At 69.3% G+C, this 25,478-nt stretch carries 23 protein-coding genes; 16 read left to right on the forward strand and 7 right to left on the reverse strand.

Annotation, left to right across the window (positions count from 1 at the left end; translation table 11 throughout):
* Positions 1 to 17: 17 nt before the first annotated feature.
* A complete protein-coding gene (locus WMF46_RS44730) occupies positions 18 to 545 on the forward strand; it encodes an RDD family protein (RefSeq protein ID WP_437982813.1) in 528 nt (175 codons plus the stop codon).
* A 71-nt stretch (positions 546 to 616) separates the two neighbouring features.
* Here the strand turns inward: WMF46_RS44730 and WMF46_RS44735 are convergent, their stop codons facing one another.
* The 3 genes from WMF46_RS44735 to WMF46_RS44745 all read right to left on the reverse strand — a co-directional run bounded on the left by WMF46_RS44735 (position 617) and on the right by WMF46_RS44745 (position 3,904).
* On the reverse strand, positions 617 to 1,450 hold the full coding sequence (locus WMF46_RS44735; protein WP_437982814.1) for a phosphodiester glycosidase family protein: 834 nt from the start codon (positions 1,448 to 1,450) through the stop codon (positions 617 to 619).
* A gap of 67 nt (positions 1,451 to 1,517) precedes the next feature.
* Positions 1,518 to 2,081, reverse strand: a complete 564-nt coding sequence (locus WMF46_RS44740; protein WP_437982815.1) for a deaminase — start codon at positions 2,079 to 2,081, stop codon at positions 1,518 to 1,520.
* Between the two features lie 95 nt (positions 2,082 to 2,176).
* Complete coding sequence (locus tag WMF46_RS44745) at positions 2,177 to 3,904, reverse strand: CotH kinase family protein (protein WP_437982816.1); 1,728 nt, start codon at positions 3,902 to 3,904, stop codon at positions 2,177 to 2,179.
* 115 nt (positions 3,905 to 4,019) lie between these two features.
* Here WMF46_RS44745 and WMF46_RS44750 point away from each other — a divergent pair, with 115 nt between their 5' ends.
* The 3 genes from WMF46_RS44750 (at position 4,020) to WMF46_RS44760 (ending at position 5,356) form a co-directional block, all read left to right on the forward strand.
* On the forward strand, positions 4,020 to 4,217 hold the full coding sequence (locus tag WMF46_RS44750) for a hypothetical protein (protein ID WP_437982817.1): 198 nt from the start codon (positions 4,020 to 4,022) through the stop codon (positions 4,215 to 4,217).
* 75 nt (positions 4,218 to 4,292) lie between these two features.
* The gene (locus WMF46_RS44755; protein ID WP_437982818.1) at positions 4,293 to 4,667 is read left to right on the forward strand and encodes a hypothetical protein; all 375 of its coding nucleotides are present in this window, start codon (positions 4,293 to 4,295) and stop codon (positions 4,665 to 4,667) included.
* Positions 4,668 to 4,702: 35 nt separating this feature from the next.
* The gene (locus WMF46_RS44760; protein WP_437982819.1) at positions 4,703 to 5,356 is read left to right on the forward strand and encodes a hypothetical protein; all 654 of its coding nucleotides are present in this window, start codon (positions 4,703 to 4,705) and stop codon (positions 5,354 to 5,356) included.
* Between the two features lies 1 nt (position 5,357).
* Here WMF46_RS44760 and WMF46_RS44765 read toward each other — a convergent pair whose 3' ends face one another.
* Positions 5,358 to 5,987 (reverse strand): hypothetical protein, encoded by a 630-nt coding sequence (locus WMF46_RS44765; protein ID WP_437982820.1) that lies wholly within the window; start codon positions 5,985 to 5,987, stop codon positions 5,358 to 5,360.
* 302 nt (positions 5,988 to 6,289) lie between these two features.
* Between WMF46_RS44765 and WMF46_RS44770 the strand changes: the two genes are divergently transcribed.
* From WMF46_RS44770 to WMF46_RS44785, 4 genes are all read left to right on the forward strand, one after another.
* Entirely contained in the window at positions 6,290 to 6,856 is a 567-nt protein-coding gene (locus WMF46_RS44770) for a YaeQ family protein (protein ID WP_437982821.1), read from the forward strand.
* A gap of 409 nt (positions 6,857 to 7,265) precedes the next feature.
* Positions 7,266 to 11,045, forward strand: coding sequence for an FG-GAP-like repeat-containing protein (locus WMF46_RS44775; protein WP_437982822.1), 3,780 nt, complete (start codon positions 7,266 to 7,268; stop codon positions 11,043 to 11,045).
* Positions 11,046 to 11,455: 410 nt separating this feature from the next.
* Positions 11,456 to 11,611 (forward strand): hypothetical protein, encoded by a 156-nt coding sequence (locus WMF46_RS44780; protein WP_437982823.1) that lies wholly within the window; start codon positions 11,456 to 11,458, stop codon positions 11,609 to 11,611.
* Positions 11,612 to 12,036: 425 nt separating this feature from the next.
* Positions 12,037 to 12,468 (forward strand): OsmC family protein, encoded by a 432-nt coding sequence (locus WMF46_RS44785; RefSeq protein ID WP_437982824.1) that lies wholly within the window; start codon positions 12,037 to 12,039, stop codon positions 12,466 to 12,468.
* A 141-nt stretch (positions 12,469 to 12,609) separates the two neighbouring features.
* Here the strand turns inward: WMF46_RS44785 and WMF46_RS44790 are convergent, their stop codons facing one another.
* From WMF46_RS44790 to WMF46_RS44800, 3 genes are all read right to left on the reverse strand, one after another.
* Entirely contained in the window at positions 12,610 to 13,494 is an 885-nt protein-coding gene (locus WMF46_RS44790) for a PAS domain S-box protein (protein WP_437982825.1), read from the reverse strand.
* A gap of 518 nt (positions 13,495 to 14,012) precedes the next feature.
* Complete coding sequence (locus WMF46_RS44795) at positions 14,013 to 15,239, reverse strand: lipase family protein (RefSeq protein WP_437982826.1); 1,227 nt, start codon at positions 15,237 to 15,239, stop codon at positions 14,013 to 14,015.
* Positions 15,240 to 15,263: 24 nt separating this feature from the next.
* Positions 15,264 to 16,337 carry a lipase family protein gene (locus WMF46_RS44800; protein ID WP_437982827.1) on the reverse strand — a complete coding sequence of 358 codons (1,074 nt, stop codon included), beginning with the start codon at positions 16,335 to 16,337 and terminating at the stop codon, positions 15,264 to 15,266.
* Positions 16,338 to 17,223: 886 nt separating this feature from the next.
* Here WMF46_RS44800 and WMF46_RS44805 point away from each other — a divergent pair.
* The 8 genes from WMF46_RS44805 to WMF46_RS44840 all read left to right on the forward strand — a co-directional run bounded on the left by WMF46_RS44805 (position 17,224) and on the right by WMF46_RS44840 (position 25,413).
* Positions 17,224 to 18,249 carry an NAD(P)H-dependent oxidoreductase gene (locus tag WMF46_RS44805; RefSeq protein ID WP_437982828.1) on the forward strand — a complete coding sequence of 342 codons (1,026 nt, stop codon included), beginning with the start codon at positions 17,224 to 17,226 and terminating at the stop codon, positions 18,247 to 18,249.
* Between the two features lie 5 nt (positions 18,250 to 18,254).
* Positions 18,255 to 19,136 (forward strand): RNA polymerase sigma factor SigJ, encoded by an 882-nt coding sequence (gene sigJ, locus WMF46_RS44810; protein WP_437982829.1) that lies wholly within the window; start codon positions 18,255 to 18,257, stop codon positions 19,134 to 19,136.
* Positions 19,137 to 19,463: 327 nt separating this feature from the next.
* The gene (locus WMF46_RS44815; RefSeq protein WP_437982830.1) at positions 19,464 to 20,627 is read left to right on the forward strand and encodes an acyl-CoA dehydrogenase family protein; all 1,164 of its coding nucleotides are present in this window, start codon (positions 19,464 to 19,466) and stop codon (positions 20,625 to 20,627) included.
* Between the two features lie 3 nt (positions 20,628 to 20,630).
* Entirely contained in the window at positions 20,631 to 21,839 is a 1,209-nt protein-coding gene (locus WMF46_RS44820) for an STAS domain-containing protein (RefSeq protein ID WP_437982831.1), read from the forward strand.
* A gap of 66 nt (positions 21,840 to 21,905) precedes the next feature.
* On the forward strand, positions 21,906 to 22,490 hold the full coding sequence (locus WMF46_RS44825; RefSeq protein ID WP_437713215.1) for a TetR/AcrR family transcriptional regulator: 585 nt from the start codon (positions 21,906 to 21,908) through the stop codon (positions 22,488 to 22,490).
* A 103-nt stretch (positions 22,491 to 22,593) separates the two neighbouring features.
* On the forward strand, positions 22,594 to 23,346 hold the full coding sequence (locus WMF46_RS44830) for an SDR family oxidoreductase (RefSeq protein ID WP_437982832.1): 753 nt from the start codon (positions 22,594 to 22,596) through the stop codon (positions 23,344 to 23,346).
* Between the two features lie 112 nt (positions 23,347 to 23,458).
* Positions 23,459 to 24,769, forward strand: coding sequence for an outer membrane protein assembly factor BamB family protein (locus tag WMF46_RS44835; protein ID WP_437982833.1), 1,311 nt, complete (start codon positions 23,459 to 23,461; stop codon positions 24,767 to 24,769).
* Between the two features lie 158 nt (positions 24,770 to 24,927).
* Positions 24,928 to 25,413, forward strand: coding sequence for an SLATT domain-containing protein (locus WMF46_RS44840; protein WP_437982834.1), 486 nt, complete (start codon positions 24,928 to 24,930; stop codon positions 25,411 to 25,413).
* The last annotated feature ends 65 nt before the right edge of the window (positions 25,414 to 25,478 follow it).

Raw genomic sequence — 25,478 nt, forward strand, 5'->3', positions numbered from 1 at the left:
TCGGCGTTGCATGAGCCATGGCTCAATCCGCTCCCAACCCGTATCAACCGCCGACCGCGCTCGAGCCGAAGACTGACTCGGAGCGAGCCTACGATGGCAGCGCGTCGCGCATGTCGCGCTTCTGGGCGGCGATGATCGACGCGGTTCTGGCCCTCATCATCTTCGTCCCGCTGCAGTATTGGGGCGGTGTCTATCGCGACTTTCCGAAGGTCTCCGCGCTGCCGTTTCTGCAGTCGTTGTTGTGGGCGCTGGCGGGGTTCGCGCTCACCCTGGTGCTTCACGGCACGTTCCTCGCCCGCAGCGCGCAGACGATCGGCAAGAAAACGATGAACATACAGATCGTCAACGCCAGCGACGGCAAGCCCGCGGCCTTCGGCACGATCGTCTTGCGACGGCTCCTGCCAGAGGCGGCAGTGGCTCAGATACCGTACGTGGGCACCTTCCTCGTCCTCGTCGACGTGTTGTTCATCTTTCGCAAGGGTCGGCGCTGCGTGCATGATCACATCGCGGGCACCCGCGTCGTGAAGCTGGCCCGAAGCGAGTAGGCCCGAGCGGCATACGAGCGAGCGGCGGGCGCGCAGCCGCCGCCAGCCGCGCTCCTCCTGCGATTCCCCTGTCAGGGATCCAGCCGCACCGCGATCGCGTGCCGGATCGGCCCCCGCGGCGCCATCTCGCGCGCGCCGCCGTCCTCGCGCCACGCCACGCCGGTCGAGGGTCCGCCGTCCAGGTTGAGGGCCTGCTCGCATCCGCGCGCCACCAGCATGTCGGCGAGCAGCCCCAGCGTGGGCCCGCTCTGCGCCAGGTCCCCGCGCGCGACGATGGCCTCCATGCGCCGCCCCCTGTCGAGCACGCACAGCGCCGTGCGCTCCGCCCGCGGGCCGCCGTCGCTGCGCACATTCCGGCTGCCGGAGAGCACCAGCCGCGGCAGCCCCTGCACCGCGAGGTGAGCGCCGGGGGAAAGGACGAACCCGGCGGCGTCGTGCAGGGCGGCGCGGCCGCCGGAGACCACCAGCACGCCGCCCCCGAGCGAGGGCGCGAGCGGCGCGAGCTCCCGGCCATCGACAACGACGAGCCCCTCGGGTCTCCTCTGCCGATCGAAGAAGCCACCGTTGATGACGAACGACGCGCGGGTGCGTTCGAGCACCCCCGCGACGTCGCGCGACATCGCGACGTCGACGACCTCGAAATGGGCGTTCGCGAGGCGGAACGCGAAGACATGGACGCGGTAGTCCTCTCCCTCGACGGTCATGACCTCGGGCTGGACGGGGGCGCCGGCCGCCGGGCCCTCCGCGGGGGGAAGCGTCGCGGGAGCGGGCGGCGGGGGCTCCGGAGGAGCGGGCGCGCTCGGCGCAGCGGGAGCGAGCACGCTCGCCCCCGGGAGAGCGGGCGCGCTCGGCGCGGGGCGCCGCGACGCGAGCGCAGCGGCGCCGAGGAGCGCGAGCCCCGCCATCGACAGAAGCGCCTTTGAGGAAGCGCGGAGCGTCACGACCCTGCTCTGCTCGGTCTCTGTGCGATCTCTACCGCTTCGCGAGCAGCGCCTCGATTCGAAACGGATCGACGCCGTAGATCTCCGCGAGCCGCGGGACGCGATCCGATGCCGGCAAGGTCAGCGCGCGCCGCAGCGGCTCGTGAGGATGGTGATCGAGCACCCAGCCCCCGAGCTGCCGGCGGACTTCCGCTTCGCATACGCCCTCCACGACCTCGACGCCCCCTTCGCGCAGGATGCGGACGCCTTCGCCGTCGACGCGCGGGTTCGGGTCGTTCATCCCGATCACGACGCGGGCCACGCCGCGCTCGACGATCGATCGCGAGCACGCCGGCGTGCGGCCGTGGAACGAGCAGGGCTCGAGCGTCGAATAGAGCGTCGCTCCGACCACGCTGAGTCCGCGCGCGTGCGCCGCGCGTGCCGCGGCGATCTCCGCGTGATCTTCACCTGGCCCCAGGGTATGCCCGCTGCCGAGGAGCTCCCCGGCGGCGCTCACGATCGCGCAGCCGACCCAAGGGTTGTCGCCCGTCCCTCCGCGCGCCCGTTCGGCCTCCTCGATCGCCAGGCGCATCCATTTCTCAAAATCGTTGCTCATCCTGATCTCGGTCGTGCGCTGGGGGCGGCTGCTCGGCGGGGCGTTGTTCGCAACGTCGCGCTAGGTCGCCTGGGCCGCGCTCATGAAACGCACGTTCACCATGTCATGAGCTCGTCGCGAATCCAGCTGGCCCGCCTGCGGAGAAAGTCCTTGAGCAGGCTGACCTCGGCGTCGTGGGACCCATCGAGCGGCGGGGAATCCGGCCAGCGCGCGAAGTTCCTCTCCACGGCCGGAGCTCCCACCTTGCGCACCAGGCCGTCCACCATGGCGTCGAGCTCGTCGGGCGCGAGCTCGCCCTGGAGCAGCGCCAGAAATCGAGCCTTGTACCGCGCCTTGAACGCCGGATCGCGGAACAGCGACCCCCACCAGCCCTCCGTGAAGTAGTCGGTCCCGTCGGAGCCCTCGAGCTTCCACTCCTCCGGCTCGAACGCGCGTTCATCGTAGGGCGTTCCGAGGCTCCGGTCGAAGTCCCACACGGGACCGGCCGAGAGGAGGCCCTGGCGATCTTTGAAGAAGTACGTGCTGATCCGCAGGGCATCGACGTTCTTCGTCAGGGCGTTGATGATGTTGTGGTCGATGAAGGCGTCTTGATCGATGAAGCTCGAATAGTGTTTGCCGCTGCCGGGCTGCTCGAAGTCCTCCGCGTCGACGGCCTGACCGAAGTCGTCGATGTAATCGCGAATGTAGTCGAGCTGCGGCTCTCGCGCGGGGGCCAGCATGTCCTCCGGATCGGGGTACACGAACTGGAGCTCCTGGCCGGCGGCCTTGAATTGATTTTCGCCCTTGTCGATGCGCAAGAGGAAGCCGCCGGTCACGTCCGGCTCCGTGAGATCGTCGGCCGAGAGCTTGGCCACCGGGACACGATCCTGACCGCGCTTGATCTTCTCGATCGCCGTGTAGAACCCGAGGAAGCTCTTCTCGGCCACGTCGGCCCCCGAGTCGACGAGGAACACCTCGACGAAGCTCGTACGCGGCGCGTACCGGCCGATGCGGTTGCTCATCTCGAAGGCGAGCGCGTTGCGGATGAGCGAGCGATCGAAGCTCACCGGATCGCTGAGCACCCAGTCGGAGTCCGCCGGCATCCCCAGGAACTCCCGGTCGAGATCCGTGTCCAGAGCGTCGTCACGAAATTCGACGGCGTATTGCTTCTTCGGAAACTCGCGGGACGTCGCGCCGCGGACGTGGATGCCGATGCGGCCATCGAAGCTCGCGCGGCCCAGGAGCTTGGTTTGCCCATCTCTGGGCTCGAGCAGCATGAACGTGGCCGGGACGAACTCGGTTTCGAACGGGTCGAGCCGCCTCGACTCGAAGGTGTGGATCACGACGATCGGCAGCTCCGAGCTGAACTCCGCGCTATCGGCGGCGACCTTGAAATACGCCTCGCTCGCGATCGGCCCGAGGAGGTCGGCCCCGTCGCTGCCCGCCCCCCCGCTGCCTCCCGCCCCCCCGTTGCCCCCCTCCCCGGAAGGCGCGGCGTGAGGGACGACGGCGAGGGCGCGCACCCGCGTGGACGCGGTGAGCACGAGCGGCTCGACGTAGACCGGCGAGCTCGCGGTGGGCAGCGAGCCGTCGGTCGTGAAGTGCACCGCGGCGCGCTCGTCCTCGACCGTGAGCTCCACGGGCTCGGACGCCTGGAAGGTGCCTCCCTTCGGCGTGAACACGACGGCCAGCGACTTCGGGGCAGGTGGTGTCGCGTCACCGCTCGTCCCGCTCGTCCCGCTCGTCCCGCTCGCCTCGCTCGCCTCGCTCGAGCAGCCCCCGAGCGAGGCCAGCACGAACACCCCCGCGATCCTCAGCGCTGCGAGCTTCGATACGTAGAACATTCCCGCACAGCTTACTCGGGTCGCTCGTGAATTCGAACGAGGGCGTGATGAATCTCGCATCCTCTTCGAATCCAGCCGAAATCCAGGCATTCCTGCATGTGTCGGATGGTTCGCGATGAGTAGGTATGTTTGCAACATCGGCGCCAACCGACGCCCGATCCCGCGCCACGCCTCGGCGTCCCGCGTCCGACACGAAACGTTCGACGACGACGCCGACGCGGCCGCGGCGATCGACGCGCTCGACGAGGTGCGCGCCGTCGTCGCCCCGACCCGCCTGCACCACCTCTTCCGTATAGCGACGTCGTATCCATAACTCCTTCATGCACGTTCGGACGCGGACGGACCTGAGCGCGGCTGGAGAGGGGCTTTACCGCGCGCACGTGGTGTGATGCAGTTCGCCGTGATGGCACCGGGCAAACCCAAGGCGCCGGAGGGCGATCTCGCCACCTTCCAGCGCGAGCGCTTCACGCACGACGGCGTCGCGCACGACGTGTATCGGAGAGGGAAGGGCCCCGCCGCCCTCGTGCTGACCGAGATGCCCGGGCTCTCTCCCCATGTGCTCGGGTTCGCCGACCGGGGCGTGGCGCTTGGCTGCGCGGCCGTGCTGCCCAGCCTCTTCGGCACCGCTGGACGCGACCCGCTGAGACCGCGCGTCGCGGGCGCGCTTTATGCCCCATCGTCGATGGCCAGGGCCTGTATCAGCAAGGAGTTCACCGTGGTCGAGACGTACGGATTCCGACGTGATGAGATCCAGGGGTGGTGATCATGAAGTCTGTCGTTGCGTATCAGGTTCATCTCATGTCGCAGATGCGAAACAAATCGGGCATGGCGAAGGGCCTGAAGCGGCTCGGCGTCCATCCATCGGAGGTCGACGCGGCGAACGCGATGGTCGCGGACGTGGGCCTGAGCTTCCGCCAAGGGAACAACGGGCACCTGCGCGAAGCCGACGTGATTCCTCGATTCCTCGGGGCGCCCCGGCGCATCGAGCCGGCGCCGGCGGAGGACCCCGCGTTCTGGACCACCCAGATGTTCTATTCTCTGCCCGTGTGGCCAGAAATGGAGCTGGAGTTCAGCTTCAACGAGTGGGGGCATCTCGGCAATACCCGGTTCGTTCGCGCAGGTGCACCCGGGACCCGCCGTCTTCGGTTGGAGGATGGGCTCCGGTCCGTTCGCGCAGACGAGTCGAGGGCGCGTCGGCTTCGGTCCGGGGATGTCGTGCCCTGGCGCGTGGTGGAGGACGATATTTTTATCTCGTGCAGCGAGGCGATCACCGTGGAATGGTTCGGGTCCATGACGGACTACTGCTGCACCCTGCTCGATCCCGGGAGCGCACCGTACTTCTGGTCCTTCGACTTCGGCCTCTTGCAGGAAGTGAAGCCCTGGAAGGACCTGCCGATCGACGAGGAGGAGATCGCCGCGCCTGGCGCCCCGACCTTCCGCGCGAAGCCCTAGCCTAGGCGGGCTCGAACGCCATGCTCGACGCGTACCCGCGCGCGGCGGACCGGATCTTCGCGATCTGCGCCCCATCGAACGAGACGGGCGCTCCGGTGCGCGCGTAGCTCATCACGTTGTCGTCGACGCCGCTGTGCCCGAGCCCGAAGAAGTGCCCGAGCTCGTGCGCGAGCACGGTGGGCCGCGCGTTCGCCGCGAGGATGACGAAGCGCCGCTCCGGCGTCGCCCGGTGCCGCCAGTGCACGCCCATCCGGAAGCGCCGGGGATCGTCGACGTCCCGCAGCGACGCGACCACCATCACGTTGATCCGGCGCGCCTCGATCGCCGAGGCGAGCGCGTCCCGGTCCTCGCGCGTCTCGATCCGCGAAAACCGCGGGGCCAGCGTGCGCGAGCCGACCTTGCGCAGGGCCACACCGGCGGGCTCGAACAGCCGGACCGCCTCGGCGATCTGCGCGTCGAGCCAGGCGTCGTCGCGCACCGGCTTCCCCGCCTCCTCCTCCGTCACCGCGATCGAGAGGGGAAACGCCGGGAGGGGCGGGGGCACGCGCCCCGCCGCGCGGGCCAGGCCCGGGGCGAGCGCGCCGGCGGAGAACAGGCCGGCTGCGGCGATCACGGCGCGGCGGGAGATCATGGATGAGGCCCTATACCATCGCCGGCCGACGATCGCGAAGCCGTGCAAGGGAGACCCGCGCGAAGCACGTGACCGTGAGGCACATTCCAGATAGGCTCTCCCTCGCTCGCGTGGTACCCGGCCTGGAGCACGGTCCTGCGCGACGCGAACAGCGGCGCGCTCCGGAGGTCATCGATGTTGAACACAGAGGTTGTCGTGCTCGATGCCCGCCTGCGGCGAGAGCAACGAGAAGAGGCAGCGGCGCTGCCCGAAGCCGCGTTCGGCGACAGCGGCGCGGCGCATCGAGGCTAGCGGGAGCAACGATGGCACTCCCCTCGACGAGAATGGACTTCCGCATCGACCTCTCGCACGTCGATCGCGGCCGTGAGGCGAGCGAGCGGGTGATCGTTGCCCGCCACCCCTCGGAGAGCGCCGAGCACGTCATGCTGCGGGTGCTCGCGTATTGCCTCTTTCACGAGGAGGGCCTCGCCTTCGGCCCAGGGCTCTGCGACGCCGAGGGGGCGGACCTCTGGACGCGCGATCCCACGGGCCGCGTCCTCACCTGGATCGAGTGCGGCGCGGCGCCGTTCGAGAAGCTCAAGAGAGTCGTGCAGCACAACGCGGGCGTGGCCGTCCACGCGCTCTTTTCGGACGCGCGCCGTCGCGACGAGCTCGTGTCCGGCGCGCGCGAGGCCGCCTCGCGCGCGAGCAAGGTCACCGGCGCGATCTCGCTCTCCACCGTGGACCACCGCCTCGTCGCCGCGCTCGCGGAGAACACGGGTTTGCGGCGCCAATGGGCGGTCACGATCGTGGGCGATCACCTCTATATCGAGGCCGACGGCAGCACGCTCGACGGCGAGGTCGTCCGCTCGCGGCTCGAAGAGCCGTGATCGCGTCGAGACGAGAGGCCAGGCTCTAACCTCCGGAGCGCTCGGTTCGTCGAGGCCAGCCGGGGGCCGGAGAGCGGCGGGCCGGCTCGTGTCCCGTGACTGTCACGCGGCACTGTCACGTGACATCGGGCCGTCGCACCGTGACATCGGGCCGTCGCACCGTGACATCGCGCCACCTCACGCCCGCCATCGCGAGAGAAGCCGGCCGAAAGACATGGCCGCGCGTGCAGGACCGGCGGGCACGAGCATTGCCATGCCTGCCTGGCGCCCGGTGCACGCCCGACACGCGGGCCGGCGTCAAACAGGACGGCGACAGGCATTTCATGCAGCACGCCCCCTGAATGCCCTCCATCGTGGACCTGCCGACGTCCATCTTGGCTCAATCTTCGGGCATCAGCGAGAGAATGATATGAAACGTGGACGATGGGTCGTCGCCGCGGCATTGATATGCAGCTGCGATGGCACGAGCGTCGCTCCGGGCGGCGCCCCGAGCGCCGGCGCGGCGCGAGCGTCGAACGAGAGCATCCTCGGGTTCGAGGACGCGGGCGCGTGGACGCTCGATGGCGGCGCCGCGCAGGCGAGCGACCAGCGCGCGCACGGCGAGAAGAGCCTCGAGGTGCCCGGCGGCGGGTACCACGAGCTGGTGAGCGCGCCGCTCAGCACCCTCGCGGCGGTCCACTCCACCCTCTCCATGAGCCTGTCGCTCCCGGAGGCGCCGCCCGGCGCGGAGCCGCTGGGGCGCGTCCACCTGGTCGTGGAGCTGCCCTCCCGGGGGATCGAGCGCCGGTTCCTCCAGGAGGTCGCGCTCCCCCGGGGAGCGGCAGGTCAGTTCACACGCGTCGATTTCGACCTGCCTGCCGAGCTGGTGGCGGCGCTCAGGACAGAGTACGACGACCTCCGGCTCAAGATCGCGCTGGATCTCCCGCGGGGCGCCACCGGCCCTTGCCGGCTCGACGCCATCCGCCTCGGCGCGACGGACGAGGCCCCGAGGCTCCGCGTCGCCGAGGACTACGCGAGGTCCTCGGCGAAGGGGGACATCGTGGCTCAGGGGACATTCACCCTGCGAGGCCGCGTCGAGGACAACACGCTGGCGCGATCGGTCAGCGTCAGCATCGGCGATGCGCCGGCGCAGGCGTCGGCGCTCACGCCGGCAGGAGAGTTCGCCATCGACCTGCCGCTCCGGAACGACCCGGGTGAGTTCCTGACGCCCAACCGGGTCCACCTCGTCGCGACCGACATCGACGGCAACGAGAGCGCTTCTGACATCGTGGTCGTGTCCCTCGCGTCCATGGTGCCGGGCGAGCTCATCGTGAAGTTCAGCTCCGGCACGTCGGCGGAGGAGCGCGGGAGGGTCCTCTCCGGTGTACAGGGCGCGCTCGCGCGGCAGATCACTCCGGACATGGGCGTTGTCACCGTGCCGAAGGGGACGGAGAGGGAGGCGCTCTCGGCGCTCCTCGCGGGCGGCGAGCCGGTGCGGCTCGCCCTGCCCAACCTGATCGCCGTGCCGACCTACGCGCCGAACGATACATACTATCACACGCAGAACTGGTACATCGAGGCGATGAACGTGGACGCCGCCTGGGATATCCAGCGCGGATCCCACGATGTCGTCGTCGCGGTTGTCGACAGCGGCGTGATTTACTATCAGGCGGCGTACTACGGCACGGACAATTGCAGCGGCCCGGGCCCTCATCCGCTGGTCGACAACATCTACCTCAACGCGGACGAGTGCTGCGCCGCGCCCCCGTGCAGCAGCGACTGCATGCCGCTCACGACGGGCGGGACCTGCCCGCGGTCGGACCTGAACAGCGACGGCTGCCCCGGCGGCTGCGGGGTGGACGATGACGGCGACGGCGCGACGGATCTGCTCGATCCCGACGTCGCGCGCATCTACACGAACGACCTGGACGACGACGGCGACGGCTCGATTGCCGACGAGATCGGCCCCGGCGGCGTCGCCTGCAACGCCCTGCCCCCGGGCGCGCTGCTGGGCGCGCCCGAAGGACAGGACTGCGACGGGGCCGCGCGAGACGATGACGAGAACGGCTATCCGGACGACTGCCGCGGCTTCCAGTTCGCGCGCCCGGGACAAGACCTCGGCGGCAGCCCGCTCAGGCCGAACGACCCGTCGCCCGTGGACACCGGAAACACGCACGGAGACATCGTGGCGGGGGCCCTCGGCGAGATCGGAGACGACTGCGCCGGTTACACCGGCGTGATGCACCGGGTCAAGATCATGCCCCTGGGCAACGGGCGCCTGGAGACGCGCATCGTGAACGGCACACCAACGACCGTCGCCGCCCCGACCTACGATGCCATCCTCGAGGCGTACCAGTACGCCGCGCGCAACGGTGCGCACGTCGTCAACAGCTCGTTCGCCGGCAGCTTCAACAGCTGGACGGGCATCTCGTACACTCCCGAGGACGCCCTTCATGACCTGACGGAGGCCGTCTGGGACCTCGGCGTCTCCCACCTCTTGTTCGTGACCGCCGCGGGCAACTGGGGGACCAACCTCGACGCGGTCGATTCGTTTGGGAATCCGCTCGTCGCCGACTTCCCCGCTCATCTCGGGCTGCCCAACAAGATCGTGGTCGCGGCGAGCGACCAGTCCGGCAACCGCTCCGTCTGGACGGGCGGCCAATCGTCCGCCTATGGCGCGAAGACGGTCTCGGTCGCGGCGCCTGGCACGAACACCTTCCTCGGCGCCAACGGCACGTCCCTCGCCGCCCCGATGGTCAGCGGCGTTGCCGGGCTGCTCCTGTCCCAGCACAGCGAGCTGCGGGGTGACCCCGTGCGCGTGGTGAAGATGATCGAGCAGACCGCCGCGCCGCTGCCCGCGTTCGCCGGCCTCACCCGCACCGGCGGCATCGTCGACGCGCACGCCGCGCTCACCGCGCCGCTGCCTCCGCAGCCGCTGTTCACCGACGGCACGGTGGGGCGCGTCCCGCTGGGCACGACGACCGCGACCAGCGACATCGACCTGATCGACATCGACAACGACGGTGATCTCGACGTGTTCATCGTGCCCTACTCGGTCGCTCTCATGCAGCCGCGCCTGCTCAGGAACGACGGCGGCCACCTCGTGGACGTCACGGCGCTGCAATTCCCCAGCGTGCTGGTCACGCACACCGATGTGGATTCCGGCGATGTGGACGGTGACGGCGACATGGACATCATCGCGGCAGCTCACTCCGCCACGGGCACGACGGCGTCGAAGCAGGCCGCCCTGTACCTCAACTCCGGCGGCACCTTCACGGTGGCCACGACCGGGCGCCTGCCATCGACCACGATGTCGGATCGCGCGGTCGAGCTCTGCGACGTGGACGCCGACGGCGATCTCGACGCGTTCTTCGGGAACGTTTCGCCGGGCAACTCGACGCTGCTCATCAACGGGGGCAACGGCGTGTTCACCGACCAGAGCAGCTTCTGGTTCGGCACCTCGACGCAGGGCGTCACGGTGGAGAAGGCGCTGTGCGTGGACCTCGCGGACGTCAACGCTTCCGCGTGCGCTGGCCGCCCTGCTGCCCTGTGTGGGATCTGCTCCGATCCCAAGCGTTCGGTCGCCGGGCTCGTGGCGAGCGGCGCGGTGACGCCGGCCCAGCAGGCGGATTGCCTCGCGATCCGTCAAGCCATCTACCCCGAGCTCATCCTGGCCGGCACCACGACCATGTTCTTGCGCAACACCCAGGGAGGCCCGTTCATCAACGCCAGCGGTCGTCTGGGCGCCAGTTTGCCGCTGACGACGTTCGGGTCGGTCGACGTCGAGGCTGCGGACCTCGACACCGATGGGGACCTGGATCTGGTGTTCGCCCCCGCAGGCGGAGCTCAGATTGTCCTGCTCTCGAACAACGGGACCGGGTACTTCGTCAACGTGACGGCGAGCCGGATCAGCGCGCACGCCTACGACGCCCACGCTCGCGAGGTCGAGCTCGGCGACTTCGACATGGACGGCGACGTGGACATCGTCATGCTGCGGGGCAACATCCCCTCGATGGTATCGCGCAAGCACTCGCTGTACAGGAACGCCGGCGGCTACTTCGACCAGATCGACGTCCCCTGGCTCACCCAGACCCTCCTCTTGACGGCCGACGGGGACGTCGGCGACATGGATGGCGACGGGGACCTGGATCTCATGCTGGGGAATTACAGCCAGGCGAATCAGCTCCTGCTCAACACGACGGTGCCCTGAGCGAGAGGCTGTCAGGGAGAAGGCATCATCGGAACGTGGCGTCCGCAAGGTCGATCCTGCTGGTTCCCGCACCTGCCGATCGAGGTCGCGCAACCGGACTCGTCGGAGGCGTTCCGCCGTCGCCTGGCGAGGGTGGCGCCGTGCTCGCGCACCTCCAGGCGCTTCGCCCCGATGCGCGGGCGCCTGGCATGCCGAGCCTACGGTGGATGACACAGATCACAGTCGCGCTAGCGCTTCTATCTGCTGCGCTCGGCCCATGGCTGCTCCCTCGACTTCTAGCCCATCCAGCGCGGCGGTGGTGCATCCGGCGCGGGCCGCTCGCGCCGTGCGAGGGGGACCCGCGCGAAGCACGTGACCGTGAAACACGTTCCAGATGGCCTCTCGCGTCGCTGATTCCCTTCGGCCCGTTCGTGCTCGACGACCACCGCCTCGTCGCCACGCTCGCAGAGAACACGGGTTTGCGGCGCAAATGGGCGGTCACGATCGTGGGCGATCACCTCTATATCGAGGCCGACGGCAGCACGCTCGACGGCGAGGTCGTCCGCTCGCGGCTCGAAGAGCCGTGATTGCGTCGAGACAAAGGGCCCGGTTCTGACCTCCAGAGCGCTCGGCTTCCCCGGTGTCGTCGGGGCAGATGAACGTCGTCTGGCTGGACCTGGGCTTCCCCACGGCGGCGAGCAAGAGATGGCAGGGGCCTGCCGTGCGTCCTTGTCAACGGGCTATGAGCAGATTTCGAGTCATACCTCGCGCGCCGTGCTTCACTCCGGTTCGTGCCGAAACCGGTGCCAACGGTCACGCACGATGCGAAGAGGCAAATGAAGACGGCGTCCTGAATCATGCTTTGCCGGTCATGAACCATGCGAAACGCCGTAGCAACGCGGGGTCTGCACCCATGTCACTTGCGCCGGTGGCTCGGCCGCGCTATTCGGTGTCCGCTGTTTCACCCGCGCGCGTACCGCAAAGCTCGCGCTTCGACCGAGGAGAGCTAGAGATGAAGATCAAGAGGAACGGTTCGGCGGCCTGGCAAGGTGGAATCAAGGATGGCAAGGGCTCCATCTCCACCGAGAGCGGCGCGCTCAAGGACTATCCCTACGGGTTCGCCAGCCGCTTCGAAGGGCAGCGTGGCAGCAACCCCGAAGAGCTGATCGGCGCCGCCCATGCCAGCTGCTTCACGATGGCTCTGTCCCTGATCCTGGGCGAAGCCAAGCTCACCGCCGAACAGATGAACACCTCGGCGCAGGTCACGCTGGAGCAGGTGGAAGGGGGCTTCGCCATCACCGCCGTTCATCTGACGCTGAAGGCCAAGATCCCGGGCGCGGATCAGGCAACGTTCGAGAAGCTCACCGGCATGGCCAAGGCCGGGTGTCCGGTGTCCAAGCTGTTCAAGGCCGAGATCACCCTCGACGCGACGTTGATCGACTGAGAGGTCGGTGAGGGGGTGTGATTGCCAGGGAGCGCGCCTTGCGAGACAGGAGGTCGCTCCCAGGCGGTCGCGGTCATTTGTCGTGGGGATCGGTGGGGACACCGGCGCGGACGCCGGCATGGAAGCCCCCCGGGCGGAGTCTCACTCCTTGGCGCCGGCCTGTTCGCGCGCGAGCGCGAAGGCGATGCCGCTTTCCAGGGTCCCGCGGGTGATGATGCCCTCCAGGTGGGTTCCGAGGCTCACCAGGGTCTGCGCCACGTCGGGGCGGATGCCCGTGAGGACGACCTGCGCCCCGAGCATGCGCGCCGCTCGGGCGGCTTGCAGTAGCGCATGCGCGACGCCCTGGTCCACTGTCGCTACGCCGGTGATGTCGAGGATCGCCGTGCTCGCCTGGGACCGCGAGATGCCCGACAGCAAGGTCTCCATGATCTGGCGCGCCCGCTCCTCGTCGACCGACCCGATGAGCGGCATCACCACGACACCCTTGCTGATCGGGATCAGCGGGGTGGACAGCGCCACGAGCGCCGCGGCCTGCATGGCGATGATCTGCTCCTGCAGGCGCTGGTGCGCGGCCTCGGACGCCTTGCGGGCCGTGACGTCGACCCCAAGGGATACGATCTCGAGCAGCTCGCCGTCCGGCCCGAATCGGTGGAAGGAGTTCCACGTCAGCGTCCGCAGCTCGCCGTCACGGGTGCGCAGCGCCAGCTCGTAATCCCGGACGTCCCCGCCTTCCGCAGCGATGCGCAGGTACTCCTTCACGGGCTCCATCAGCTCGCCCGGATAGAGTATCGGGAGCAGCTCCTGGCCGATGACCTCTTCGAGCTTGTAGCCGATGATCTGCTCGCAGGTCGTGTTCGCGTACACCACCCGCCCGTCGGGTGTGAGCCGCGAGATGAGCGCAGGCGCGCGCTGCACGATCTGCTCGTACTCGTCCCGCTCCTGCCGGACTTGCGCGAGCTGGTGCTCGAGCTCCGCCACCCGGCGTTGCAGCTCGGCGACCTCGGTGTCAACCTCGGCTCTGGTCATCGCTTGGAGATCCTCACGGCGTGAGGATAGGCCACGCTCTGCGGTCCAAACAAGGCCTGCTGGGCTCCGCGCACACCGCATCCGTCGCCTGCCGGCACGTCACTGAGGGATGGGTGAGCTTGCATACGGCAAGGCGCGGCTACCTCCCTGCATGGATGCCGTTGTCGCCTCGTATTGAGAGTCAAGCTGGTTGATCCTCTGTCGCTCGGGCTGTCCGGCCGCCATCGCGCCAGTGACCGGGCCTCCATCGCGGGCGCGAAGGTCGCCTGGCCCTGCGTCGTCGTGCGCTCCTCCGGCGCCCTCAGCGAAGTTGCTCGCGCATGCCGAGCCTACGGTGCGAGTTGAGCCGACCCTGACCTCGGTCTTGCACGGGGGCGGCTGCTATTCCCCGCCAACGACAGCCAACTGACATAACGTCCAAAAAATACGGATCCATTGATCCGTCTATAAAAACCAACAGATCCAACGAGTTCACTCGGCTATGCAATATTGTCTACGCCATGCTGGCACCGCGCCGCTCAGGGGCGGAACTCGGAGCCAGGGACGACCTGGAGGGATGTGCGGAGGTAGTTGAGCGGGGAGTGATCCCCCAGCGAGTACGGCAGGGGCAGCCACGAGAAGAGGGGGAGCTGGTCCTTGAGCCAGGCGATGGCCCCCAGCGCCAGCGCCGCTGTCCCTGCGAGGGCTTGCTCGCTGCCGATAAGCAGCCCGTTCGCGCTCGTCTGCGTGCGCTGCAAAGCCCAGCCGGTGTCGAGAGGCGGCGCGGTGTAGAGCTGCCCGGAGTGCGCGAACTTCCCCATCGTGATCGGCGGGAACTGGGGTACAGCGTCGCGCCGGTAGACGTGCCGGAAAAGCTTCTCTCCGAACCGATCGTCGCACGTCTGCGCGAACGCCGCATCGCCAACCATGGGCTGGCCGAAGGTGTAGATACCGCGGACCTTCCTCTGGAGGGGAGCGAGGAGGGGATCCCGGTGGATCTCCGCGGCGGCCAGGACCGCGAGTGCGCCGCCCAGGCTGTGCCCGCCGATGTACAGCGCCTTCAGCTTCTCCTCGGACGCTTCCGGGATCTCGCCCATCAGGGACGCTGGGCGCACCTCGGGTGCGCGCGTCACGGAGTCCAATGACGCCAGGCCGGGGACCGTACTTGACCCCGTCCCGGGCTGCGCCAGGGCGACGCTGTGGCCGACCCTGTTGAGCTCCGCCAGGACGCCAATAGGATACCCGAGCAGCGCTCCCCGTAGCAGGATCCTCACAAGGGGCCAGAGGGCCAGGAACGCGCGGAAGAAGCCGCCGTGCACCTCCCCGGTGGAGAAGTACGAGTCGGTCCTCGCGCTCGCGTCGAGGAGAAGGTGGATAATATTCTTCGGGTCCGTCCCCCCGAAGCACACGAACACCAGCTCGCCATCGCGGCTTTGACTGATGTGGACGGTGGTGTCCAGGAGGAGGGCGTTGTTCCTGAGACGCATGGAGATGGTCTCGTTGTTGGTGAAGCCGCGGAGGCGCAGCATCCGCGCCATGACGTCCGCGTCCGAGTAGGCCCAGGTGGACGCGGCCGAGAGCACGGCGGCGGCCTTCTGATCGTACCTCCCCGGCAGCACGTCCACCAGGTAGCGGATGAGTCTCTCGTCGTTGGGGAGCTCCGACTTGAGAACGTCCTCGAGATCCCTCTGCGCCCTCGGGCCCAGCTGCTTGAAGTGCTCCGTGAAGAACGTGTAGTCGCGTGCCTTGGCGCTCTCGTAATCCATGTGGTCTCTCTCGGCGGCAACTGTTCAGGGGAGGAACTCGGAGCCAGGGGCGGAGCGCATCGAGGTGCGCAGGTACTGGAGCGGGAAGTGATCCTCCATCGAATAAGGCACTGGCAGATCCACGAGCCAGCCCAGCATCCCGATCAGCGTGGCGATCCCCCCGAACATAGTCTGGCTTGGCGTCGCGCCCTTGCCCGCCAGCTTCCAGCCCGTGGCCGACGAGCGATACTCGTCTCCGAAATGGGCGAACCGTCCATTCATCCGCCCTGGCAGGCGGGGGATCACGTCGTTCCTGTGGATGTGCCGGAACAGGCGGTCCCCGAAGAGCTGGGAGAAGGTGGCGGCGAACACCTCGTCACCGACCATCGGCTGTCCGAACGTGTAGACGCCGCCGAGCTTCTCCTTGAGCGCGAGGAGCGCGGGCTCCGTATGGATCGCCGCGGCGGTCAGGACCGCGAGCGCTGCGCCGAAGCTGTGCCCGGTGATGTAGAGCGTCTCCAGCGCCCCCCCGCCCTCCGGCCGAGCGGCGTACGGCGCGGGGCGCGCGGCGCCATCCTCGTCGAAGCGCGTATGGCAGCGATGCCCGGCGGCGTCGATCCGCATCATGTCGCAGATGGAGTGTCCCAGCAGGGCGCCCTCGAGGAGGATCTTGAGAGAAGGCCAGAGCGCCAGGAACGCACGGAAGAAGCCGCCGTGCACCGATCCCGTGGAGAAGAAGGGGTCCCACCGCATGTCCGCCGACGCCAGTACCTGCACGAGGTTGGTTAGGCGCGTCCCGCTGAAGCAGAGGATTACGACCTTCCCGGTCCCGCTCTGGACGACGTGCGCGGTGGTATCCAACAAGACACCTTCGTTGTTCCAGTGGATGGTCACGGTCCTGTTGTTGGGGAGACCGCGGACGCGCAGCATCCTGGCCATGGAGTCGGCGTCCGAGTACGCCCACGCGGCCGCCGAGGCGAGGAGCGCCGCGATCTTGGGATCGTACCTCCCGGGGATCGCCGCGAGCAGACCGTCGGCAAGGGCGTCGTCGCTCGGAATATTGCGTCGGAAGATCTCCTTGATGTCCTCTTCGAGGCTCGCCCCCGCGAGGTTTTCCACGAAAGCCTGGTAGTCAGGTGCTTGCGCGCTTTGGAAGTCCATATCGTATCTCGACGCCTGGTTCGCTCGACGTCACCTTCGAACCCGGGATCCACCATGACAGCCGGCCTCCTCCGCGGCAAACGTGGAGCTGCTGAGAGCACGGAGTGATCGTCGCGTGCTCCGCGCTGGGCGGCGCGCTCCTCGCTCGTTGTGCGCAGAGCTGCGGTGTCGAGTCGAATGGGTGGACGGTTTTGTCCGCCCGTGTGGCGGCCTTTGCGCGATCGTTGCCGGCATCTCGGAGCGCAAGGGGTCGTCGCGATTCTCACCCACCTCAACCGGACGATGGAGGCGCCGCCCATCGCTCGTGCGCGGAGCCGACGCTGACCTCGGTCTTGCACTGGGGGCGGCAGCTCGACGGGGAGTTGTTCGCAACGTCGCGCAACGTCGAGTGGGCCGTGCTCATGAAACGCACGTTCGGGTTCGATGCTTTGCGATGCCCGAGATGCGAATGGAAGATGCGCGTGCTTTCGACGAACACGGACCCAAAGGCAGTGCGCCGCATCCTCGTTCATCTCGACGTCCCCTCACACCCGCGAACGGCAGCACCCGCACGCGACCCAACGTGGGAACCGATGGCGTTCGGGTTCGACGCGGCGTAGCTGGACACACCGCCCGAGCCCGTCATGGCGAGCGCTCGCCGCGGTCGTCGAGGCAGGGCTGGGCCCGGAGCACGGCGCGCCGGCCCTGCGACGGGGCACGCAGCGCCGCTGCGCTGGCGCAAGGGGTGCCTGGCGGCGCGGGCGGACCTGACGTGCCGGGCGTGAGCGCCTGCGTTCGTGCTGCGCCGGCGGTCACATTCCGGGGGGCTGCCTTGTCCTGGGAGCGGACCCCACCCGGAGAGGACATGAAGAGACTGCTCAGAATCGATGCAAGCGCCCGTACGCAAGGGTCGATCTCGCGGAGCGTGGCGGACTATTTCCAGGTACGCTGGACAGAATCGAATCCCGGCGGCCGCGTCATCGTTCGCGACCTCGCCCGGTATCCGGTGCCGCACCTCGACGCCGCGACCATCGCTGCGTTTCTCGCGCCACCGCCGCCGTCCGGGGGGCCGCCGCCCGAGGGCCTCGTGCTGTCCGACGCCTTGATCGATGAGCTGAGCTCGGCCGATCACTTGCTGATCAGCAGCCCGCTGTACAACCTCACGCTGCCATCGACCCTCAAGGCCTACTTCGATCACGTCATCCGCAATGACCGAACGTTTGCACAGGTAGAAGGGCGCTACGTGGGCCTCCTCACGAGCAAGTCGGCGTCCATCGTGACGGCGCGCGGCGGCGTCGCCTCGCCCACCGCCGACGACGACGAGCTTCAGACCCGCACGCTGCGGGCGATACTGGCCTTCATCGGCGTCACGAAGGTCGACGTGATCTCGCTGGAGGGGATGAGCGGAGACGAGGCCTCTCGGTCGCGTCGCATCGCGTACGCGCGGGCCGAGATCGACCATCTCTTCGCCTCTCCTGGAGAGCCGGTGTGTCTCGGGCCGCTCACCGAGGAAGATCGCCGGGAGATCGGCGGGCTGCGGGCCGCGCAGGCCGCTGCCATCCAGCGGGGCGACGCGGAGGCCTACGCGGCGCTTTGCACCGACGACATCCAGCTCCTGATCCCGGGGCACGAGGTCGTCTCCGGCCGCGAGCGGTTCCTCGCGTGCGAGGCGGAGCTCTTCCGGAGCGCGAGCTTCGCGTCGTTCAGGAAGACGCCGGAGCGGATCGAGCGGAGCGGCGACCTGGCCGTCGAGGTGGGCCGGCAAGAGGTGGCCATGCGGCGCGGCGGGGCCGCGGGCGTCTTCGCCGCGCGGCAGAAGTACACGCATGTCTTCCGGCGGACGGCGCAGGGCTGGCGCTTCGCCGTGCTGATGTCCAACGCCATCGAGTAACCGCCATGGATCACCGAACGCGTCTTTTCGAGAGCCACCGCCCCCTCCTCGAGGGGCTCGCTTACCGGATGCTCGGCACGCGCGCCGACGCGCTCGACATCGTGCAGGAGACGTTCTTGAAGTGGAGCCAGACAGACACCGACCAGATCCGCGACGCGCGCGCGTGGCTCGTCACGGTGTGCAGCCGGATCGCGCTGAACACGCTGCAATCGGCGCGTTCCCGGCGAGAGACGTACGTGGGCACATGGCTGCCGGAGCCGTTGATGGAGGATACGCGGAGCCCCGACGAGGAGCCGCAGCTCGACGAGACCGTCTCGGTGGCGTTGATGCACGCCCTCGAGCGGCTGACGCCGAAGGAGCGCGCCGCGTTCCTGCTGCACGACGTGTTCGGCTACAGCTTCGACGAGATCTCCACCCTGCTCGGCAAAGAGAGCGCGGCGTGCCGGAAGCTCGCATCCCGCGCCCGCGCGCGGGTCCGCGACGCGCGGCCGAAGTTCGCGGCCTCGTCCACCGAGCACCAGCGCCTCCTCACCGCGTTCCTGAATGCCGCCCGCGCCGGCCGGATCGACGAGCTCCGCGGCCTGCTCGCGGAGGGCGTGGAGCTCCACGCGGACGGGGGCGGCAAGGCCGAGACGGTGACCCACGTGCTCCGCGGCGCGGACGCGGTGAGCACCTTCTTCGCCCGCGTCTGGAGCGCCGCGGCGCATCCCGATGGCCGCTACCGCTTCGTGGTGCGGTGGTTCAACGGCTCCCCGGGGCTCCTGGTCCACGACGAAGATCGGCTGATCGCCGCCGTGAGCGTGAGCGTCGATGAGGGCGTGATTCGAGGGGTCTATGCCCACCGCAACCCAGAGAAGCTCGCAGCCTTCCTCGCGGAGGCTGGCTGAGCGGCGCGGGCCCGGCGAGGGAGGGGCAGAGATCAGCGGCGGACCCATCCGTGATGTTCGGGCCCCTGCCTACGTACAGGCACCCACCGTTCATGGGCAAGCCGGTGGCGCGGAGGTGCGCGGCCGCGGGCTCCGTCGGAAAGACGGAGCCGCCGCAGGCGGCGAGGAGAAGACCGGAAAGAACGGCGGATGCCGCGCCGGCGTACTGCGCAGGCGACTTTTACGGAAGAACAGGAGGGATGCGTCGGAAATGCTATCTACGATCCAGGATCCCCTTCCCGCACCCACCCCCATGTGCTCCGATCGCGCCAGGAGCCAAGCGCGAGAATGAGCGAGTTGAGCCTCGAAGGTGTCCTGGAGAAGATCGAGACGATCCGGCGGGAGGTCATCGCGGCGGAGACGGAGCGGGTCGATCGCGAGTATCGCTGGCCGGAGGCGAGCCTGCGCAGCTTGTTGGAGGCGGGGCTCGGCGGGCTCGTCATCGGGCGCGAGGTCGGCGGTCTCGGCGGCGGGCTCTTCGCCATGGCCAAAGCCTGCGAGGCGATCGGCGAAGCGTGCGCTTCGACCGCCCTTTGCTTCGGAATGCACCTCGCCGCTTCCGCGGTGATCGCCGCCAAGGCGACGCGGGATCACGCGGAGCGTTACCTCGCGCCCATCGCGGCCGGCCGGCACCTGACCACGCTGGCGCTGAGCGAGCCGGGCACCGGGGCGCATTTCTATTTCCCGCAGACCGCGCTGACCCCGGACCCCGGCGGCGGATACGTGGTGGCGGGGAAAAAGAGCTTCGTCACGAGCGGAGGGCACGCGGACTCGTACGTGGTCTCGACGGCCGCGGCGGACCCGCTCGCGGCGCCGGACGAGTTCTCGTGCGTGGTCGTGAGCGCGGGCGCCCCGAACCTCCGCTTCGGTCCGGCGTGGAAGGGGGTCGGCATGCGTGGCAATGCGTCGAGGCCCCTCGACCTCGATCACGTCCGCGTACCGCGCCAAGACCTGCTCGGCGAGGAGGGCGATCAGATGTGGTACGCGTTTCATGTCGTCGGGCCCTATTTCCTGGTCGCCATGGCAGCCACGTACATCGGCGTCGCGACGGCGGCCTTGCGGGAGGCCATCACGCACGTCGGGGAGCGACGGTACGCGCACAGCGGGCAGGGGCTGGCCCAATCTCCGGTGCTTCAGCACCGGCTAGGGAGCCTGTGGGCGGCGGTAGAACGGACGCGCAGGCTGGTCTACCATGCGGCCGCCGCGGGGGACGCGGCGGCGCCCGACGCCCTGCTCTCGATCTTCTCGGCCAAAGCCGAGAGCGGGGATTGCGCGGTGAACGTGGCCAACGAGGCGCTGACGCTGCTCGGCGGCATCGGGTATCGCGAGGGCGGGCGCTCGGAGCGCCTGCTCCGGGACGCCCGCGCCGTTCACGTGATGGCGCCGACGACGGATATCCTCCGCACGTGGGCTGGCCGAGTGCTGCTACGACAGCCGCTCTTGAGGGATTGATCGATGGCGGGGACAGTCGGTGTTCTCGGGGGGGGAACGCTCCTCCATTCTCTGATCGAGCGCCATCACGACCGATTGGGGCCTTGCACGCTGAAGCACCTTTCGGAGGCGAACGCGGCGCTCTCGTGGCTGCGCAGCGCGGGCCCGGAGGCGGACGTGCTCCTCATCGGCCCGAGCGTGGAGAACGCGGTGCGGATCGCGGAGCGCGCCGTGGCCATGGGGCGAGGGACCGAGCTCGTGATCTGCGCGTGTCCCGAGAGTCACGCTGCAATCAAGGCCGAGGCCGAGCGCTCGTATCTCCTCGGCGACGCGGCGACGTGCCTTTCGATCGACGAGCCCGATGCGGTCGTCCGTGCGCTCGAGGACGCGCTCGGTCGGGCCAGGAAGCGGCGCCGCTATGAGGGGCTGGTCTCCGCGGCCGAAGCGGTCTCCGCGCAGGCCGCGCCGGTGCTCGCGTCGCCGCGGGCGGGTAACGTCGAGGGGCTCTGGAAATACGCGCCCATCGGGGTGCTCGTCGCGGACGTGATCGAGGGGCGGGTGCTCGATCGGAACCAGAAGGCGGCGGAGCTCCTCGGCGTCGAGGCGGGGGCGCCGCTCGACGAGGGCTTCGCGGAGCGCGACCGCGCGCGGCTCGCGGCGCTCCTCGCCGAGGCGCCGAGCGGCTCGCCGGCCCCTCGAGCATTCGTCGTGGAGAGGGGGGGCGTCGCTCTCCACATCGAGGTCCTCATCGCGGCCGGGCATACGGAGCAGAGCCGGCTCCTCCTTCTCCAGGACGTGACCGCGCGGCGCCTCGTCGAGGAGGAGCTGCGGCGGAAGCTCGCGCTGATCGAGGAGCAACAGCGGCGGATCGAGGAGCTCTCGACGCCGATCATCCAGGTCTGGGAAGGCGTCCTGTGTTTGCCCGTGATCGGCCTCGTCGACGCCGAGCGGGCGGCGCGGATGACGGAAGAGCTGCTCGCGGCCGTGGTGCGCGCGCGCGCGGCGTTCGTCGTCGTCGACCTGACCGGGGTTCCGGAGGTCGACGCGAGCACGGTCGACGGCATCGTGGGCATGGTGCGCGCCTCGGCGCTCCTCGGCGCGAGCTGCCTCCTGTCCGGGATATCGGCTCGCGTGGCGCGCGCCGTCGTGGAGCTGGGGCTCGATTTGCAGGGAATCCAGAGGTTTTCGAGCCTGCACGCAGCGCTAGGGAGCGTCCTGAAGAACGGGCGGTGAGGGCCGTGGCGGTGGGCCCTGCTCTTTTTTCTGGACCTATCAGTCCAGAACGGTCATGCTCTCTCCGTGGCCCGGCCCAAGGAGTTCGATCGTGACGAGGTGCTCCGGCGCGCCATCCCGGTCTTCTGGGAGAAGGGCTTCGCCGGCACCTCGACCGAGGATCTCGTGCGTGCCATGGGGATCGGCCGACAGAGCCTCTACGACACGTTCGGCGACAAGCGGCGGCTGTTCCTCGAGGCGCTCCGCGCCTACAACGCCGACAGCATCGCCTCGGTGATCAAGGAGCTCCGGGCCGGACCGAGCGCGCTCGCGGCGCTCGAGCGTGTCCTCGTCGACCTCGCCGAGGAGCACGGCGCGGCGCGCTCCCTCGGCTGCATGGGCGTGAACGCCGTCTGCGAGCTCGCCCGCGAGGACGACGAGGTGCGCGCGCTCACCGCGACCAGCGCCGCGCTGCTCGAGACCGTGCTCAAGGACGTCATCGACGACGGCAAGGCGAAGGGTGACATCGGCCGCGCGGTCGACAGCCGCGCGGCCGCTCGCTTCCTCGCGACAACGCTCAGCGGGATGAAGGTGCAGGCCAAGGCCGGCGCATCGACAGACGCCCTCCGCGACGTCGCGGCCTTCGCGGTCCAGAGCCTGCGTCCACGCTGATCGCGCGGCGGCCGCTCCGGGGCCCGCCCTCGTTGCGCGCTGTTTTTGACTGATCGTTCAAGTAAACCGAAGCACAACGACCAACGACGCAAAGGAGCTCGACATGAACAACGACATCAAGCCGCTCGCAGGGAAGAAGGCGATTGTCATCGGCGGATCGCGCGGCATCGGCGCGGCCATCGTGAAGCGCCTCGCGCGGGAGGGCGCGGCGGTCGCCTTCACCTACGTGAGCCGGCCGGACCGGGCGCGAGAGCTCGTCGCGGCCGTCGAATCCGAGGGCGGGCGCGCCATCGCCCTTCAGGCCGACAGCGCCGATGCGAGCGCGCTCGAGCGCGCGATCGCCGAGGGCGCGAGGGCGCTCGGCGGGCTCGACGTCCTCGTGAACAACGCCGGCATCCTGATCTTCGGCAATGCGGACGAATACCGCCTCGAGGACTTCGACAGGATGCTCGCCGTCAACGTGCGCGGCGTGTTCGTCGCCGCCAAGGCCGCGGCGAAGCACCTCTCGCGCGGCGGGAAGATCGTCGTCATCGGCAGCAACATCGCCGAGCGCGCGATGCTCGCCGGCTCGGCCGTCTACGGGATGACGAAGGCCGCGGTCGCCCGGCTGGTGCGCGGGCTGGCGCTGGATTTCGCCCCGCGCGGCATCTCGGTCATCAACGTCCAGCCTGGCCCGACGACGACCGACATGATGCCGGCCGACGGCCCGCACGTCGACTGGGTGCGCAACCTGAGCCCCGAGAAGCGCATCGCCGACCCCGACGAGATCGCGCGGTTCGTCACGTACCTGGCCCGGCCCGAGTCGACCTACATCAACGGCGTGAGCCTGACGATCGACGGCGCCTTCTCGGCGTGAGCTGCCAGCGCTGCTCACAGAAACCCGCCTCGCTTGCTCGGTGAGCCGAAGCCACGCTACGACCGGCGCAGGAACACACCGCATGCGGGGGGTCGCCGGAACGTGGACGCAGGTGTCTGAGATCATCGATTCGACCTGGGCTGTTCCGGCCACGGCCCGCGGACGAGCCCCGCGCCCGCGCCCGCGCTGCGCCGCCGCCCGTGCCCGCGCTCTGCTCGTCGCTGTATGCGCTGCGCTCGCGGCCCTGTCCGTGGCCTGCGGCGGCGGCCAGACGCAGGGCGAGGCGTTCGATCCGCGCTGGAAGGACGACGGCGGCGCGGGCATCGCGGCCTTCCAGCAGCGGTTCGCGGGCAAGCGCATCCCCCTCGGCGCCGACGTGGCGGTCGGCGTCGTCGCCGGCGCGGGGGCGTCCGAGCTCGTCGGGGTGCCGCTCGACGGCGGCCCGGCGTGGACCTTCGCGCACCCGCTCGACGCGCGCCCGGCCGTCGCGGGGAGCGTCGTCGTCGGGCTCGGCCGGGGCGAGCTGTTCGCCCTCGACGCGCGCACCGGGGAGCTGCTCTGGACGCGGCGCGCCGGCGGCAGGCTCCGCGGCGCGGGCGACGACGGCGAGACCACCGTGGTCTCGCTCGTGTCGACCACCGGCACCACGAGCGTCGTGCTCGCGGTGAGCCGCGAGGGCCTCGTGCTGCGCCAGATCGAGGACTCCGCCGCCATCGGCGTGCCCGCGGTCGTGGGGCGCTACGCGTTCCTGCCCTGGCAGGGGCGCTACGTCACGGTGTTCGACCTGCAGACCGGCGGCGAGGTGGCGCGGGCGCTGCTCCGCACCGAGGTGAGCCGCGCCTTCCTGCTCGGCGGGGTGGTCTTCTTCGGCGGCGACGCGGCGACGCGGTTCGACGCCTCGATCGGGCTCGGCGCGGCCGGGCGCGCGTCGACCGCGCGGCTGCCGGCGCGCGAGCTGCCCGGGGCGCCGGTCTGGATGACCGCCGGGACCGAGGTGCTCGCGCCGGCCGCCTCGGCCGAGGACAGGGCGCGGCTCTACGCCCGCCCCAGGCCGGCCGGCCCGCCGGGCATCGAGGGGGAGCGCTACGTGGCGACGTACTACCGGGCCGCGGTCGGCCTCGACGCGCGCTCCGGCGCGATCGCCTGGGCGCACGCCGGCGAGGCCGACTTCCTCGGCGGCGCCGCCTACGCGGGCGGCTTCGCGCTGTGCGACGCGCGCGGCGGGATCGCGTTCCTCGACGCGCAGCGCGGGGCCGTGGCGGGGCGCGCGTCGCTCGGCCGGCCGATCCAGGCGTGTGTGGTGCAGGCCGACGGGCTCACCGCCGCGGCGATCGGCGCGAAGCCAGCGGAGGCCGCAGCGGCCGGCACGAGGCCGGTGGACGCCGCGATGACCGGCGCGAGGCGTTCAGGAGCAGGTGAATGAAGCCAAGAGCCGTCATCGCACGCTCTCGGTCCGAGGACACCCCGGCCGACTTGATCCACCGTCGGAGGAGCACGTAGCCTCGACCGCACCCCTCGGGTGCAATACGTAGCGGCGAGCTGGAAGCGCTCTCTACCAGAGGCAGCAAAGTTCGAATCACCATGTCCGACGAGATTGACGCGGTACGCTATGCAGGGAAATGGCGTCTACACTTCGAAAGAAAGGCGAATCACAACAAGGCCGAGGCGTTGATCTGCTTCACCGCTGTCGTTGCAAGCACGTTGGTAGCGCCGATCTTCGTCATGCTCGGCGAGGGATTCTGGCTGAGCAAACTGGTGCCGTCGCTGCTCTCGCTGCTGGCAGCAGGGATGACGACATGGCTCCAGCTGAGAAAGCCTCAGCAGCTTTGGGCGCTGTACCGCACGTGTCAGCGGCGTATCGAGGATCTGCAGGCGGCGCATTCGTTCGGATTCGCAGGCTTCGAAAGGGCGGCCGACCGCGATCGCCTGCTCGCCAAGCGGGTCGCTGAGATCGTGATGTTCTCGCATGAGCAATGGGTCCCCTTGGTGCCAAGCCCGGAGAACATCGGTGCGCTCACGGAGTCGAGGCTTCGAAGAGCTCCGGACTCCGAGGATGGTAACGCGTAGATAGATCGTCGCGGTTGCGCGACCTCGTCGAGCCCGACGAGCTCCGGCTTCGAGCCGAGCCGGGG

It is taken from the genome of Sorangium sp. So ce117 (genome assembly GCF_051524395.1).
Lineage (GTDB): Bacteria > Myxococcota_A > Polyangia > Polyangiales > Polyangiaceae > Sorangium > Sorangium cellulosum_B.

Coding starts and splice junctions, on each gene's coding strand:
- WMF46_RS44745 (WP_437982816.1), bottom strand. CDS start 3,904: ATGTTCTACGTATCGAAGCTCGCAGCGCTGAGGATCGCGGGGGTGTTC.
- sigJ (WP_437982829.1), top strand. CDS start 18,255: ATGGATCACCGAACGCGTCTTTTCGAGAGCCACCGCCCCCTCCTCGAG.
- WMF46_RS44790 (WP_437982825.1), bottom strand. CDS start 13,494: ATGACCAGAGCCGAGGTTGACACCGAGGTCGCCGAGCTGCAACGCCGG.
- WMF46_RS44775 (WP_437982822.1), top strand. CDS start 7,266: ATGAAACGTGGACGATGGGTCGTCGCCGCGGCATTGATATGCAGCTGC.
- WMF46_RS44765 (WP_437982820.1), bottom strand. CDS start 5,987: ATGATCTCCCGCCGCGCCGTGATCGCCGCAGCCGGCCTGTTCTCCGCC.
- WMF46_RS44805 (WP_437982828.1), top strand. CDS start 17,224: ATGAAGAGACTGCTCAGAATCGATGCAAGCGCCCGTACGCAAGGGTCG.
- WMF46_RS44785 (WP_437982824.1), top strand. CDS start 12,037: ATGAAGATCAAGAGGAACGGTTCGGCGGCCTGGCAAGGTGGAATCAAG.
- WMF46_RS44840 (WP_437982834.1), top strand. CDS start 24,928: ATGTCCGACGAGATTGACGCGGTACGCTATGCAGGGAAATGGCGTCTA.
- WMF46_RS44750 (WP_437982817.1), top strand. CDS start 4,020: ATGAGTAGGTATGTTTGCAACATCGGCGCCAACCGACGCCCGATCCCG.
- WMF46_RS44770 (WP_437982821.1), top strand. CDS start 6,290: ATGGCACTCCCCTCGACGAGAATGGACTTCCGCATCGACCTCTCGCAC.
- WMF46_RS44730 (WP_437982813.1), top strand. CDS start 18: ATGGCTCAATCCGCTCCCAACCCGTATCAACCGCCGACCGCGCTCGAG.
- WMF46_RS44735 (WP_437982814.1), bottom strand. CDS start 1,450: ATGGCGGGGCTCGCGCTCCTCGGCGCCGCTGCGCTCGCGTCGCGGCGC.
- WMF46_RS44795 (WP_437982826.1), bottom strand. CDS start 15,239: ATGGATTACGAGAGCGCCAAGGCACGCGACTACACGTTCTTCACGGAG.
- WMF46_RS44760 (WP_437982819.1), top strand. CDS start 4,703: ATGTCGCAGATGCGAAACAAATCGGGCATGGCGAAGGGCCTGAAGCGG.
- WMF46_RS44740 (WP_437982815.1), bottom strand. CDS start 2,081: ATGAGCAACGATTTTGAGAAATGGATGCGCCTGGCGATCGAGGAGGCC.
- WMF46_RS44820 (WP_437982831.1), top strand. CDS start 20,631: ATGGCGGGGACAGTCGGTGTTCTCGGGGGGGGAACGCTCCTCCATTCT.
- WMF46_RS44830 (WP_437982832.1), top strand. CDS start 22,594: ATGAACAACGACATCAAGCCGCTCGCAGGGAAGAAGGCGATTGTCATC.
- WMF46_RS44755 (WP_437982818.1), top strand. CDS start 4,293: ATGCAGTTCGCCGTGATGGCACCGGGCAAACCCAAGGCGCCGGAGGGC.
- WMF46_RS44815 (WP_437982830.1), top strand. CDS start 19,464: ATGAGCGAGTTGAGCCTCGAAGGTGTCCTGGAGAAGATCGAGACGATC.